Genomic DNA, 13283 nt, shown 5'->3' on the forward strand with positions numbered 1-13283 from the left:
ATGGCCGAGGCCGAGGACGACAAGCCCGATGCCGCCCCGGACGCGGCCGACCGCACGGTCATGGCTGCCCCCGAGCCGTCCGCCGCCGATCCGACGGTCGTCGTCGCCCAGCCCGCGCAGGCGAGCAAGCCAGAGGTCCGGCTGGTCGAGGCAGGCACGCTGATCAACAACAATTATCGCATCCTCGGCCTGGTCAGCGCCGGCGGCATGGGCGAGGTCTATCGCGCCGAGAACGTCTTCACCGGCGACCCGGTGGCGGTCAAGGTCATCCTGCCGGGCCTGGCCAATGACGAGGCGGTGCTGGACATGTTCCGGCGCGAGGCTCGGGTGCTCGTGCAGTTGCGCGACGAATCGATCGTGCGCTATCACAATTTCGTCCTCGATCCCGGGCTGGGCCGCTATTGCCTGATCATGGAATTCGTCGAGGGCCGCCATCTCGGCGACCGGCTGAAGCAGGACGGTTCCCTGGCCGAGGCCGAGGTGCTGGCGCTGACGCGCCGCATCGGCACGGGATTGATGCGGGCGCATGACCGCGGCGTCACCCATCGGGATCTCTCGCCCGACAACGTGATCCTGCGCGACGACCGCATCGACGAGGCGGTGCTGATCGACTTCGGCATCGCCCGCTCCACCGAGCTGGGCGACGGGCTGGCCGGGCGCTTCGCCGGCAAGTTCAAGTATATCGCCCCCGAGCAGCTGGGCCATTGGGGTGGCGAGATCGGGCCGCGCACCGATGTCTACGGGCTGGCGCTGCTGGTCGCGGCGACGGCGCGCGGCAAACCGCTGGACATGGGCGATTCCGTGGTCTCGGCCTCGGCCGCGCGGCAGGGGATCCCGGACCTGACCGGCATCTCGCATCGGCTGTTCCCGCTGCTGCAGCACATGCTGGAGCCCGACCCGGCGCGGCGGCCGGCCGACATGGGCGCGGTGCTGCGGATGCTGGACGATCCGTCGTTGATCCCTTCGCGCTATCGCCTGCCGCTCTGGAGCCAGGGCGGAGACGAGCCGCCGGCGGCCGAGGGGCTGACCGGCAGCTTCGGCCAGGGCTCGGGCCTGGGCGGGCCGGCGCATTCCGCCAGCCCCTTCGGCGCCTCGCTGCCGCCGCCGCCGGTCGAGGCCCCCGAAGCGCCCCAGCCGGTGGTCCGCAGCCGCTGGCCGCTGGTTGCGGCCGCGGCGCTGCTGCTGGCGGCGGCGGGCGGGGTAAGCTGGCTCATGCTGCGCCCCGCCGGCGTTGCGCCGCCGCCCGAGCCGCCGCCCGCCGCCGATCTGGTGCCCCGCGACATCTCGACCCGCGAAGGGTTCCTGGCCGCTCAGCCCCTGCCGGCCTGCGTGCTGGCCGACCGGATCGCCGCCGGGCCGAATGCCGGCCAGATCCGCTTTCTCGGTCCGGCCGACCTGGATCCGGCGCCGGTGGTCGCGGCCTATGGCGGCCGGTTCGGCGTCAGCCCCTCGGTCCAACGCGGTCTGGTCAGCGATGCGCAATGCCCCACGCTGGCTTTCCTGCGCGAGATCGCCGGCCGCCCCGCCCCGCCCGTCATGCTGCAGGCGCAGGCCAGCGCTGCCGGGGACCGGCTGCAGATCCGCGGCTCGGTCGATGCGGGCGAGGGGCGCAATCTCTGGTTGCTGATCGTGCCACCCTCGGGCGAGATCTACGACCTGTCCTCGCAATTGGGCGATGCTGGTGGCGGCGGCCGTTCCTTCGGCTTCGCGCTGTCCCAGGGGCCGGCGGGGACGGGATCCTATCTTCTGATCGCGCTGGCCACCAATGCGCCGATCGCGGCGGTGGCCGCCGCGCCTTCGGGCGTCCCGGCCGAGGAGCTGCTGCCGCGGGTGCTGGAGGAGTTGCGCGCGGCGGGCGAGGCGCCCTCGATCGCGGTCCAGCCCATCGCGATGCCGTAAGGGAAGGCGGCGGATTTTGTCCACCCCCGTCCGGCCGCGCTTTGAATGCCCGGCGAATGGCGTTATGAATGGTGATGCATTGAGTGGAGGCATTTGTGAACGTCCCTTTCAAGCAGACAGGCCGTCTTGGTCGCCTGACCACGGCCCTGGGGCCTGATGAGCTGGCGCTTTTGCGGCTCGACGGCTCGGATCATCTGAACGAGCTTTTCGATTATCGCGTCGAGGCCTTGGCCATTCACAGCAAGGTCGATTTCGATGCGCTGATCGGCACCCACGCCACGGTCGAGATCGAGGGCCGGGCCGGGCCGCGCCAGTTCGACGGCATCGTGACCCAGGCCCGCTGGGCCGGGGTGGGCGAAAACGGCCATCGCTACGACCTGACCCTGCGGCCCTGGCTGTGGCTGGCAAGCCGGCGCCGCAACCAGCGGATCTTCCACAACAAGACCGTGGTGCAGATCCTGACCGAACTGTTCGCGGATTACGCCCCGCTGGGCGATCCGGCGCTGGAGTTCCAGTTGTCCGAGGATTACCCGGTGCTGGAATATACCGTGCAATATCGCGAATCCGACATGGACTTCGCCCGCCGGCAGATGGAGCGGCATGGCATCAGCTTCCATTTCCGCCATGCCTCGGGCAGCCATACCATGGTGCTGACCGACGACGTGCTGGCGCATGAGACCATCGGTTTGCGGCCCTACAAGTCCTATGACGGCCATCATCAGGCCGAGGGCGAGCATTTCTGGGACTGGTCGGCCGAGCGCAACCTGACCACCGGCGCGACGCGGCTGATCGACTACAATTTCAAGACCCCGACCGCCGCCATGGAGGTGGACCAGCTGGGCGATGCCGCCCATGCCTTCGGTCAGCTGGAAAGTTTCGAATATCCCGGCGATTTCCCGGATCAGACGACCGGCCGGCGCATCGCCCAGCGGCGCATGAAGCAGTTCCGCGGCGGCGACAGCCGGGTGCGCGCCATGGGCGATTGCCTGGCGCTCGGCTCGGGCAAGACCGTGACCCTGGGCGGCGACGAGGTGCCGGGCACGGGCGAACGGTTCCTGTGCCTGTCGGCCAGCCACCATTTCGTCTCCGAGGCCTATGGCTCGGGCGGGGCGGGTAGCGACGGCTATTCCTTTTCCGGCGCCTATGTGCTGATGCCGGACAAGGCGCCGATGGTGCCGCCGCGGCGCACGCCCATGCCGGTCATGCAAGGCCCGCAGACCGCCATGGTGGTCGGCGAGGGCGAGATCGACTGCGACGAGTTCGGCCGCATCCTGGTGCGGTTCCACTGGGATCTCGAGGGCGCGATCTCGATGCGCTGCCGGGTGGCGCAGAACTGGGCCGGGAACGGGCTGGGCGGCGTGGTGATCCCGCGCATCGGCATGGAGGTGGTGGTCGATTTCATCGACGGCGATCCCGACAAGCCCATCGTCACCGGTTGCGTGGTGAACGGCCAGAACGGCAATATCTACGGCCTGCCCGCCAGCAAGACGAAAAGCGGCTTCAAGACCAAGACCCACCAGGGCTCGGGCTTCAACGAGCTGAGCTTCGAGGATGCCAATGGCACCGAAAAGATCTTCCTGCACGCGCAGAAGGATATGGAGCGGGTCATCAAGGACAACGAATCCACCCTGGTCGAAAACGGCAACCGCGCCATCACGGTGCAGACCGGGGACGAGACCAAGGCCGTGGCTTCGGGCAACCTGACCGAGACGGTGGCGCTGACCCGCGCCAGCCAGGCCACGAAGATCACCGAGACGGCGGTGGCCGGCAAGGCCGGGCCGGGCGTCATCGCCTATTCTGCCGATGACGACATCACCGCCACCGCCAAGAAGCTGGTCTCGCTGCATTCCGACCTGAAGATGCAGCAGACCGCCAAGACCATTTACGCCGAGGCCAAGGAAGCCATCACGCTCAAGGTCGGCAGCGGCACCATCACCATGACCAAGGACGGGATCGTGCTGCAATTCGGCTCGACCCGCGTCACCCTGGCCGAGGGCGTGCTGGACCAGGTGGCCGGAATGATTCATCTCAACAAGGATTCAGCGGGCTGATGTATCGCATCAATGAAGGCAGCATCGACCTGCCGCGCGCATGGCAGGACCGGACCATCAATGTCGTGTCCTCGAACCCGGCGGGGCCGGGGGTGTCGCTGACCATCACCCGCGACGACATGCCCTGGGGCATGGGCTTCGCGGAATATGTCGAGGACCAGGCGAAACAGGCCGCGCAGGCGCTGAAGGATTTCCGCATCGACGCCCGGCGCGAACTGTCGGTGAACGGCGTCCCCGCGATCGAGATCGAATGCCATTGGGTGGCCAAGCAGGGGCCGATCCACCAGCTGATCACCACCGTCAGCGCCAGCGGCGGCCGGGTGCTGGTGCTGACCGCCTCGACCGGGGGCGAGATGAGCGCGGCGCAGCAGGCCGAGATGCGGCGCATCGTCTCGACCCTGCAACTGGAAACGGTGGGGGCCTGAGGGCGATGGGCGGCTGGCTCGACGGCATGACCCTGGGCGCCGGGCGCGTGGCCAGCCGGCGCGGGCATGAGGGCGGCCCGGCAAGCGGACAGGGCACCGACACGGCGCCGGTGCTGAGCGATTACCATCAGCAGGCCATCGACGCCTCGAATGCGCAGACCGGGCCGAACGGCTTCGAGCAGGGCGTCGATTCCGCCATCGCCACCTATAATTCCGACGCGGTGCAGAACACGCTGACCGTGGCGCCGGTCGCCATGGCGGCGGCCTATGGCGCCGGCACGGCGATGGGCGCGGGACTGACCGGCACGGCGGTGCTGAGCGCCGCCGCCACGGCGGCGGCGCCCGCGGCGGCGGCGGTCGCGGCCGGCATGGTCGCCGGCTTCATCGGCTTCAAGGCCGGCGAGGCGCTTGGCGGCTGGGCGATGGAGGCCATGGGCTTCGAGCGCATCGCCGAGGATGGCGAGATGCCGGCGACCGTCGGCCATCCCATCGCCCATGTCAGCGGCTGGTCGCTGGGGGCCATGGTGCTGGGCGCGGTGGCGGCGGTGGCGGTGGGCGTGCTGGTGGTGGCGACGGCCGGCGCGGCGCTGGGGCCGATCATGCTGGCGGTGGCGGCGGCCAGCGCGGCGGGCCTGGTGGGCGGCATCGGCTTCGGCTTCGCCTCGGTCGCCGGGCAATACGGCACCAACAAGGGCACCATCAAGACCGGCTCGGCCAATGTCTGGTTCCGCAACAAGCCGGTGGCGCGGGTCAACGATATCGTCGACTGCTCGGACCACGCGGTCTCGAAGGTGGCCGAGGGGGCCGAGACGGTCTTCGCCAACAACTGGCCCATTGCCCGCATCGGCCATAAGACCACCTGCGACGGCACCATCAACGACGGCGTGCCCAACATCGCCATCGACATCGACACCAGCGCCATCGCGCTGGCCATCGACGTGGGCTGGCAGAGCCGGCTGGCCAATCTTGCCGTGATCGCCGCCGACCTGCTGCCCATCGGCGGCCGCAAGCCCAAGGGCGGCGATCCCTCGGCCGCCCATGCCGGCGAGGCGCCGAACGGCTGCCGCACCGGCTTCGGCTGCCCGGTGGACGTGGCCACCGGCCGCTTCATGGAGACGCGCACCGATATCGCCATTCCCGGCACCATCCCGCTGGTGCTGCAACGCACCCATGCGGTCGAGTCCGCCGGCATCCAGGGCAAGGGCTGGGCCGGCACCTGGGCGCAGCAGCTGCGCATGGATCCCGAGACCGTCACCTTCCAGAACGACGAAGGCACGCTCATCACCTTCCACACCCCCGGCGACGAGGTGATGAGCCACAACCTGCGCTTTCCGCATCTGGAGCTGCTGGGCCGCCGCTCGGCCGAGCTGTTCGTCCACGACCGTCGCAGCCGGCTGTTCCTGGTCTTTGCCGACGAGGGCGCCGACACCCGCCGCCTGTCCCGGATCGAGGACCGCAACGGCAACCGCATCGCCTTCCTCTATGGCCCGGACGGGTTGCGCCGGGTCGAGCATTCCGACGGTTTCGCCCTGGCCGTCCACAGCGCCGGCGGGCTGATCCGCCACGCGGTGCTGGACGCGGCCGATGGCGAGGATTGCGTCTTTGCTTGGGACTACAACCGGGCCGGGCAGCTGGTGCAGGTGCGCTCGTCCCAGACCGGCGATCTGCGCTATGATTATGACGATCAGGGCCGGCTGACCGGCTGGCACGACGCCAAGGACACGCATGTCCATTACGAATACGGGCCGGACGGCCGCATCCGGCGCCTGTGGTCCGACAGCGGCCATGCCGGCGGCACGCTGGACTATGACGTGGCGCGCCGCCGCACCGTCACCCGCAGCGACGAGGGCGCCGTCACCGTCTGGGACTGGACCGAGGACGGCGTGGTCTGGCGCGAGACCGACCCGACGGGGCAGGTCTGGCTGACCGAATGGGACCGGGCCTTCCACGTCACGGCGCGCGTGGATCCGCTGGGCGGGCGCAGCACCTTCGCCTATGACGTCTCGGGCAACCTGATCCGCGCCACCGACGCCGAGGGCGCGGTGACGCAATGGGACTATGGCCCGGACGGGCTGTTGCGCGCCGTGATCGACCCGGCCGGCAATCGCAGCGCGTTCCGTTACGACGGCCACGGCAATCTGGTCGGCACGACCGATGCGCTGAACCGCATCACCAGCCTGGGCCTTGGCGCCAAGGGCGAGGTGCTGCGCATCGACATGCCCGGCGACGTGCAGGAGCGGATCTTCTACGACCCGCTGATGCGGCCGAACCGTTTCCGCGACCCGGACGGCAACGAGGTCCGCAGCCTGCGCGATACCGAGGGCCGGCTGCTGTGGACGACCGACCAGATCGGCGCCGCGACCCGCTTCGACGTGACGCGCGGCTCCGACAATCCGCGCGGCAATGTCCGCGCCGTCGAGCGCCCGGACGGCGCGGTGACGCGGATCGAATGGGATGTCGAGGGTCAGCTCTCGGCCATCATCGACCCGGACGGCAATGCCCGCCATTACCGTTACGGCGCCTTCGACCTGCCGCTTGAGACCGTGGATGCCAAGGGCCATCGCCTGCGGATGGAGCATGACCGCGAGATGCGGCTGACCGCCGTCGTCAACGAACGGGGCGAGCGTTACGAATACTGCTATGACGCCGCCGGCCGCGTGGTGGCCGAGCGCGACTATTCCGGCCTGGTCACCCGCTACACCCTGGACGCTGCGGGACGGGTCATCCTGGCCGCCGCGCCCGATGGCAGCCAGCGCCATTACGACTGGTCGCCCTCCGGCCGGCTCATGCGGATGCGGGTGCAGGACGGGCAGGGCCTGTCCGAGACCCGCTTCGCCTATGACCAGCGTGGCCTTCTGGTGCGGGCCGAAAACGGCGATGCGACCGTCGAATACGATTACGACGCGCTGGGGCGGGTGGTCGCCGAACGGCTGAACGGGCGCGAGATCGCCTCGGATTACGACCTGGCGGGACAGAGGATCGCGCGCTCGGGCGACGTGCTGCACTTGACCGCCGCCTATAGCCGCGCCGGCCTGCCGGTGGCGCTGACCGTCGCCGGGCACCAGCCGCTGAGCTTCCGCCACGATCCGCGCGGGCTTGAGCAATTGCGCCATTCCGAGGCCGGCTTTGCCCTGTCGCAGGGCCATACTCTCGCCGGCAACCTGGCCGAGCAGATCGCCGGCCCCTTCGCCCGCCTGCCCGAGGAGGCGCGGCTGGGCCGGCTGGGCGCCTCCAGCGGCTTCGGCGATGCCACCCGCATGGGCGCGCGGCTGCATCGCAGCTATGCCTGGGACCGGCTGGACCGCGCCACCGCGATCCACGACCGCAGCATGGGCAGCATCGAGAACCGCTACGACGCCCGCGGCCAGGTGACCGCGCGGCTGAGCGACAAGGCGCCGCTGCAGCAGTTCGAATACGACCCGGCCCGCAACCTCGCGGCGGTGATCGAGGCGGGCGTGGCCCGGTCGGTCGAGACCGCCGCCGGCCGGGTGCGCCGGCGCGGCAATGTGCTTTATCGCCACGACGATTGCGGCCGGGTGATCGAGAAACGCATCGAGGAGCCCGGTTTCCGCCCGCGCATCTGGCGCATGGAATGGGACGGGCTGGGCCAACTGGTGGGGCTGGAGACGCCCGGGGGCCGGCGCTGGCGCTATCGCTACGACCCGTTCGGCCGCCGGGTCGCGCGGCTGTCGGACGGCCAGGGCGCCGCCTATCAATGGGAGGGCGACCGGCTGATCGCCGAGGTGCCGCTGGCTGCCGACGGCAGCGCGGCATGGCAGGCGGCGCGGCATTGGGTCTACGAGCCGGGCAGCTTCCGGCCGCTGGCGCAGGTCCAGCACGGGGCGCTGCATTACATCGTCACCGACCATATCGGCACCCCGCGCGAGATGTTCTCCGAGGACGGTGCCGAGGTGGTCTGGCGGGCCGAGCTGTCGCTATGGGGCGAGATCGCCGATCTGCGCCGCCGCGCCGCCAATGACGACGCGGCGCCGGACTGCCCGATCCGGTTCCAGGGCCAGTTCCAGGACCCGGAAAGCGGGCTGCATTACAACCGCTTCCGCTATTACGACCCCGACGCGGCGCAATACCTGGCGCCCGACCCCATCGGCCTCGAGGGCGGCTTCCGGCCCCAGGGCTATGTCGGCGATCCGAACGGCTGGGTGGACCCGCTGGGGCTGAACGGGTGCGGTGGGACGGTCCCGCATCGAGTGACGGTCGAATATGATCCAAGGATGCCCCGCGTCGAATTCCAAAGGAAAGCACAGGCACTTCAGCAGTTGGGCGAGCAGGGCCTGTTGTCTCGTGCCACGAGCCCCGTGTCGCGCGATCCCTCGGTCACACGGGCATATCGGCAGGACATGATTCGGCGGATATGGAACCAGTATGGAGAAAGAAATCCCGCCTTTGCCAACAAGCTCATCGAGAGGATAACGCAACGGATGCAGCCGGATCATGTTCACGAGCTTCAGTTGAACGGTCCGGATGCAGCAAGTAATCTGCGATTCCTTGACAGCTTCACCAACTGGCATATCGGCACCCAGCAGATCTGGCCGCAGATTCGAAATCTGCCGCCGGGCACACCGATCGTTATCGATATTGTAGGACCACCATGAACGACCGCTTGAGACAGCGCATAGAGGCGTTGAGGGAGAAACTGCGTAACGAACCGGCCGCCCCGCTGATTGGGGATGTGCCGGAAGGGATCGCTCGGCCGAATTCCGGTTCGGCCTTCTGGGACGAGTTTCTGGCGATCAGTGATGGAGGGCGATACGGATCGGTGGACCTGTTTGCAAATCGCAACCTGTCCACAAATCAATTCTGGCTTGAACAGATCGCGCTGAAGGATGCCATCGTTGTCGGGCAGATCCTGTATAGGCCCCTTCTCCTCGACCTGAAATCCAACCATCTTCTGTTTGCTGCAGATGGCTCGGAGCCTATGGATTTGGGGCACGCAGACGTCGTTCTGGAAACGCAGTTCTTGGGATCGGGCTATGGACAACTGGACCCCTCGTTCAAGGAGGATGAATGGTGGGATCTTGTAAGATAGTTCGGGATTATTTTTGAGGCAGGGACAGTCGCGCAGTATGGGAATTGCCCGCGCGAGCAGGCGCGGCATTGAGAATCCCGGTTGACGATTTTCTTGTCGCGGCGAAAGTTCTGCGGATCTTGCAATGATACAGAGATGTAACCGGGATAGGGGTCTATCCTGCGCGTTTGGAAAATGCAGAGAACCTGCGCGCCCGACGGCGATTATCTCGTGACGAAGATGGGCAATGATGAGGTTCGGATCGTTCATCAAGACAGATGATCCAAAAAATACCGGCTGCTCGCCCACAGGGCGGGTGGGCTGGCAATTTTGAAACTCCGGTCCAAGGTCATTGCGATGAACCCCCGAGAACAGGCGATGTGCTGGTGTCGCTTGAGAATGCCCGGTTCCTGACATGGATACGGATCAGGTGCTCGACCCGGTTCGGTTCCTTGCCGATGCGCCTATGCTTTCCGGCAGTCGGCCGGAGCCGCTTCCCCAAGGCTCCGTCGTCATCCGCGACCTGGCCGAGGCGATGCTGCTGGAGACCGAGCAGGGTCCGCCGCAGCGATACCGGATCTGGCACGACAGCCTCGAACAGAGGCTTGCCGCGTTCTGGCTTTCGAACCAGCGCGCCTTGCTGCGCAGTTCCGGGGATAATGTTCCGTTGTATTTGAAGCGATTCTTCCGCCGGCGCAGCAAGTAGAGGTGCAGCCCGAAGGCGCCGTAGAACAGCAGCATGCAAAGTGTGTTCATCGCATGGCGCCAGCCGGGCGATGTCGTGAAGGGCCGGCTTGCCCGTCGCCGCCGCTGCGGCCTCAGTCGGCCAGGGCGTGCTTCACCCGCTCCCAGGCCTGGTCCAGGTGCTGGCCGATGATCGCGGCCAGGCGGTCGGCGTCGCGCGCCTCCAGCGCAGCGATCATCTCCTCGTGCTCGGCGACGGCGCTGGCCCATTTCTCGGGCCCCTCGTGGCCGATGAAGCGGATCCGCTTCAGCCGGGTCTGCAGCAGCGCATGCACATCGGCCAGCGCCGCATTGTCGGCCAGCGCCACGATGGCGGTGTGGATGCCCTGGTTCAGCTTGTAATAGGCCAGCCGGTCGCGACGGCGATAGCAGTCCAGCATCCGGTCGTGCAGATCGCGCACCTGGGCGATGCCGGCATCGGTGGCGACCTCGCAGGCGCGGCGGGCGGCATGCTGTTCCAGCGTGCGGAGCACGTCGATCATGTCCCGCACCTCCTTGGGGGTGAACTTCTTCACCACCGCGCCGCGGCTGGGGATCAGCTCGATCAGCCCCTCGCTGGCCAGGAATTTGATCGCCTCGCGCAGCGGAGTGCGGGAGACGCCCAGGAAGGCGCCGACCTGGCCCTCGTTGATCCGGGTTCCGGGGGCCAGCTCGCCCTCGATGATCATGTCGCGCAGGCGGGTCAGGATCGCCTCGTGCAGCGAATGCCGCTCGATACGGTTCGGCGTATCGGGCAATCCCGCCGTCCGGGCCTTGGATTCGTCCACGCTGCTTTCCCTCCCTCAGATCTGTCTTGGCTACGCAGAGCCGCTGCGCAAGTCAATCATGCCTTTTGCATTCTGCATACAGAATAATTGAAGATCGACAAGTCATGCGCTAGGACAGGGCAGGGGATGATTCGAAGGGGGAGGGAGAGATGCCGTCATTCACAAGTGTCGTCCGGATCGCGCGGGCCCGGTCATGAGCGCCCCGTGGACTGCGGAGACCTGGCCCATTGCCGCGGCGATGATCCCGTTCCCCGGCATGCTGCCTGACGGCAGCCTGGTGCAGGACGCGCCGGCCGAGACCTGGGCCGCGACCCTGGCCGAGGTGGCGGCGGCCGGATTCGACGCGGTGGACCCCACCGATTCCTGGCTGCGGATCGCCGACCTGGACAAAGCCCGGCGCGCGGAATTTCTTGATATTTGCAGGGATTTGCGGCTGGGCATCCCGGCCATCTCGACCTCGCGGCGCAGCGTCATCGACCCTGCGCATGGCGCGGACCATCTTGCCTATGGTCACCGGGTCATCGACACCGCGGCCGAGCTGGGCGTCGGCCATGTCAGCTTCGGCTTCTTCGGGCCGCTGACCCCGGCGCAGCAGCGCGCGACCTGGTTCTGGACCGAGCAGGGGCCGCGCAACCCCGACGATCCCGCCACCTACCGGCTGGCGGTCGAGCGGATCTGCGACCTTGCACGGCATGCCGAGGGCTGCGGCGTCACGATCGCGCTGGAAATGTACGAGGACACCTATCTCGGTACCGCGCGCGACGCGGTGCGCTTCGTGACCGAGGTGGACCATCCCGCGGTGCGGCTGAACATCGACATCGGCAACCTGATCCGCCTGCATCGCCCCGTCGAGCCCTGGGCCGAGATGATCCGGCTGTGCCTGCCCTTTGCCGGCTACTGGCACGTCAAGAACTACTACCGGATGGAAGACAGCGCCACCGGGCAGGTGATGACCCATCCCGCGCCGCTTCTGGGCGGGACGATCAACTGGCGGGCTGCCATCAACGCGGCGCTGGACCTGGGCTTCGACAGCCCCTTCCTGGTCGAGCATTACGGCGGCGACGGGCTGGGCGTCTGCGCGCAGAACCGCGATTATATCCGCACCATCCTTGCCGGCAGGAGGAGCCGCCATGACCAGACTGTTTGACAATCCCGAGGATTTCGCCGCGACCGCGCTTGCGGGGTTCTGCGCGGCACATCGCGGCCGCGTGGTGGCTGTCCCGCATGGCGCGGTGCGCGCGGCGCCCGGCACGCAGGGCAAGGTGGCCCTGCTGATCGGCGGCGGCTCGGGGCATTACCCGGCCTTCCTGGGCTATGTCGGCGCCGGGCTTGCCGATGCGGCGGTGGCCGGCGACGTCTTCGCCTCGCCCTCGACCAGCGCCGTCGCCGGGGTGGCGCGGGCGGCCAATCGCGGCGGCGGCGTCATTCTGGGCTTTGGCAACTATGCCGGCGACGTGCTGAATTTCGGCGCCGCGGCCGAGCGGCTGCGCGCCGAGGGGATCGACGCCCGCATCCTGGCGGTGACCGATGACGTGGCCAGCGCCGCGCTGGCCGAGCGCGGCAAGCGCCGCGGCGTGGCGGGGGATCTGCTGGTCTTCAAGATCGCCGGCGCGGCGGCCGAGGCCGGGCTGGACATCGACGCCGTCGAGGCGGTGGCGCAGCGCGCCAATGCCGCCAGCGTGTCCTTTGGCGTGGCCTTCGACGGCTGCACCCTGCCCGGGCAGGGGGCGCCCCTGTTCCGGGTCGAGGAGGGCGGCGTCGCCCTTGGCCTTGGCATCCATGGCGAGCCGGGCATCCGCACCGAGGCGATGAAATCCGCCGCCGACATGGCCGATTTGCTGCTGGCGCCGCTGCTGGCCGAGCGCCCGGAGGGCCATGGCGGCCGGGTCGCGGTGGTGCTGAACGGGCTGGGCTGCACGAAATACGAGGAGCTGTTCGTGCTCTGGCACCACCTCTCGGAACGGCTGGAGGCCGAGGGGCTGACCGTCGTGGACCCGGAGGTGGGCGAATTCGTCACCAGCCTCGACATGGCGGGATGCTCGTTGTCGATCCTCTGGCTCGACGACGAGCTGGAGGAATACTGGCGCGCGCCCGCCGATGCGCCGGCCTTCCGCAAGGGCAATGTGACCCCTGCCGCGACCGGGGCGCAGGACGCCGTCGCGCCGCAGGTCGCGCCGGCGCAGGCCATCGCGCCGGGCTCGGCCGAGTCGCAACGGGCCGGGGCCTGCATTGCCCGGCTTCTGGGCCGGCTGGCCGAGGCGTTGGCCGAGGCCGAGGAGATGCTGGGCCAGATCGACGCCCAGGCGGGCGACGGCGATCACGGCCAGGGCATGGCGCGCGGGTCGCGGGCGGCGGCGGCGGCGGCGGGCGA

9 protein-coding genes are annotated in these 13283 nt (G+C 68.5%); 8 read left to right on the top strand and 1 reads right to left on the bottom strand.

Translation table 11 applies throughout. The features are described 5' to 3' along the window. The 6 genes from ACFOMP_RS00705 to ACFOMP_RS00730 all read left to right on the top strand — a co-directional run bounded on the left by ACFOMP_RS00705 (window position 1) and on the right by ACFOMP_RS00730 (window position 10107). Window positions 1-1899: a serine/threonine-protein kinase gene (locus ACFOMP_RS00705; protein ID WP_379027487.1), complete on the top strand. Its 1899-nt coding sequence runs from the start codon at window positions 1-3 to the stop codon at window positions 1897-1899. 95 nt (window positions 1900-1994) lie between these two features. Further along, window positions 1995-3950 (top strand): type VI secretion system Vgr family protein, encoded by a 1956-nt coding sequence (locus ACFOMP_RS00710; RefSeq protein WP_379027489.1) that lies wholly within the window; start codon window positions 1995-1997, stop codon window positions 3948-3950. Further along, window positions 3950-4375, top strand: a complete 426-nt coding sequence (locus tag ACFOMP_RS00715; protein ID WP_289896338.1) for a DUF1795 domain-containing protein — start codon at window positions 3950-3952, stop codon at window positions 4373-4375. Before ACFOMP_RS00710 ends, ACFOMP_RS00715 begins: the two co-directional genes overlap by 1 nt. A 5-nt stretch (window positions 4376-4380) precedes the next feature. Continuing rightward, a complete protein-coding gene (locus tag ACFOMP_RS00720) occupies window positions 4381-8988 on the top strand; it encodes an RHS repeat-associated core domain-containing protein (RefSeq protein WP_379027491.1) in 4608 nt (1535 codons plus the stop codon). Next, entirely contained in the window at window positions 8985-9422 is a 438-nt protein-coding gene (locus ACFOMP_RS00725; protein WP_289896336.1) for a hypothetical protein, read from the top strand. Before ACFOMP_RS00720 ends, ACFOMP_RS00725 begins: the two co-directional genes overlap by 4 nt. 394 nt (window positions 9423-9816) lie before the next feature. Then, window positions 9817-10107 carry a hypothetical protein gene (locus ACFOMP_RS00730; RefSeq protein ID WP_379027493.1) on the top strand — a complete coding sequence of 97 codons (291 nt, stop codon included), beginning with the start codon at window positions 9817-9819 and terminating at the stop codon, window positions 10105-10107. 112 nt (window positions 10108-10219) lie between these two features. Here ACFOMP_RS00730 and ACFOMP_RS00735 read toward each other — a convergent pair whose 3' ends face one another. Continuing rightward, the gene (locus ACFOMP_RS00735; RefSeq protein WP_379027495.1) at window positions 10220-10912 is read right to left on the bottom strand and encodes a GntR family transcriptional regulator; all 693 of its coding nucleotides are present in this window, start codon (window positions 10910-10912) and stop codon (window positions 10220-10222) included. A gap of 193 nt (window positions 10913-11105) precedes the next feature. On the opposite strand from ACFOMP_RS00735, the gene ACFOMP_RS00740 reads away from it, so the two are divergent. After that, the gene (locus tag ACFOMP_RS00740) at window positions 11106-12059 is read left to right on the top strand and encodes a sugar phosphate isomerase/epimerase family protein (RefSeq protein WP_379027497.1); all 954 of its coding nucleotides are present in this window, start codon (window positions 11106-11108) and stop codon (window positions 12057-12059) included. Next, a partial coding sequence (locus tag ACFOMP_RS00745; protein WP_379027499.1) for a dihydroxyacetone kinase family protein occupies window positions 12043-13283 on the top strand: 1241 nt, incomplete at its 3' end. The genes ACFOMP_RS00740 and ACFOMP_RS00745, both read left to right, overlap by 17 nt.

Origin of the sequence: Paracoccus simplex (assembly GCF_042648325.1) — a bacterium.
In the GTDB taxonomy this organism is placed as follows: domain Bacteria; phylum Pseudomonadota; class Alphaproteobacteria; order Rhodobacterales; family Rhodobacteraceae; genus Paracoccus; species Paracoccus simplex.